The organism is Streptomyces carpinensis, from assembly GCF_002154505.1.
GTDB classification, from domain to species: domain Bacteria; phylum Actinomycetota; class Actinomycetes; order Streptomycetales; family Streptomycetaceae; genus Streptomyces; species Streptomyces carpinensis.
This window is the reverse complement of sequence record NZ_MUBM01000724.1, coordinates 1-1,039: the sequence shown is the minus strand read 5'-3', so window position 1 is coordinate 1,039 and position 1,039 is coordinate 1. Positions and strand designations below refer to the sequence as shown.

Genomic DNA, 1,039 nt, shown 5'->3' with positions numbered 1-1,039 from the left:
GCCCCGGCCCCGCCCGTCGGCGAAGCCGGTGTCCTACCCGCGCTACCACCCGCAGCCGCACCGGCGCGCGCCCCGGCACGGACCGTCGCCCATCACCTACGTCCTGCTCATCGCGGTGCCCGCACTGGCCGCCGTCGCCGCGCTCCGCCCGCGCTGACCCCTGGAGGAACCGTTGTCGGAATGGCTTGTTCTCGTCCTCGCGATGCTGGCCGCCTGTGCCGTGGTGGTCGTCATCACCCTCGTACGGCACCGCACGGCGGCCGAGGACGACGATCCCAGTGAGACCCCGGACGTCATCGAGTACATGACGATGTGGATCGGCGTGGTCTATGCCATCGTGCTGGGCCTGGCCATCGCTGGTGTCTGGGAGGCGCGCGTCGCCGCCCAGGACCACGTCCAGGCGGAGGCACAGGCGCTGCACGAGATCTCCGAGCGCGTCCGGGTCTACCCGCCCGACGTCCGTGACCGGATCCGTTCCGATGTCAACGCCTATGTCGGACACGTCGTCACCACCGAGTGGAAGACGATGACGGACCACGGCCATGTCACCCAGCGGGGCGACCAGCTGCTCGAGAAGGTCCGCGCGGACGTCAGCGACTACCGGCCGGCGTCGGACTTCGAGGCACAGGCCTACCAGCCGCTCGTCGACCAGGTGACCGCGGCCGACCAGGCCCGCACCGCCCGCGCCGACTCGACCGGGGCGACCATGCCGTCCGTGGTCTGGTTCGGGCTGCTCTCCGGGGCCGCCGTCACCATCGGCATGGTGTTCGCCCTCCAGATCCGGCGGACCACACGGGAGCTGGTCCTGGCCGGACTGTTCTCCGCACTGATCGCCTTCCTGCTCTTCCTGATCTGGGACTTCGACGCGCCCTACAGCAGAGGGGTCTCGGCGACGGCGGGGCCCTTCCTCGACCTGTTCCCGCACATCGGAGGCTGACGGGCGCTCACCGTTCGACCGTCCTCACGGAGACTGACGTCCCTTCATCCCGCACCATCCCGGACGGGCCGTCCCGAGGCGGCCCGCCACACCGTCCCCTCC

1 protein-coding gene is annotated in these 1,039 nt (G+C 70.7%); it reads left to right on the top strand.

The features are described from left to right. Positions 1-172 precede the first annotated feature (172 nt). Complete coding sequence (locus tag BZY54_RS48335; protein WP_244217723.1) at positions 173-937, top strand: bestrophin-like domain; 765 nt, start codon at positions 173-175, stop codon at positions 935-937. Positions 938-1,039: the final 102 nt, after the last annotated feature.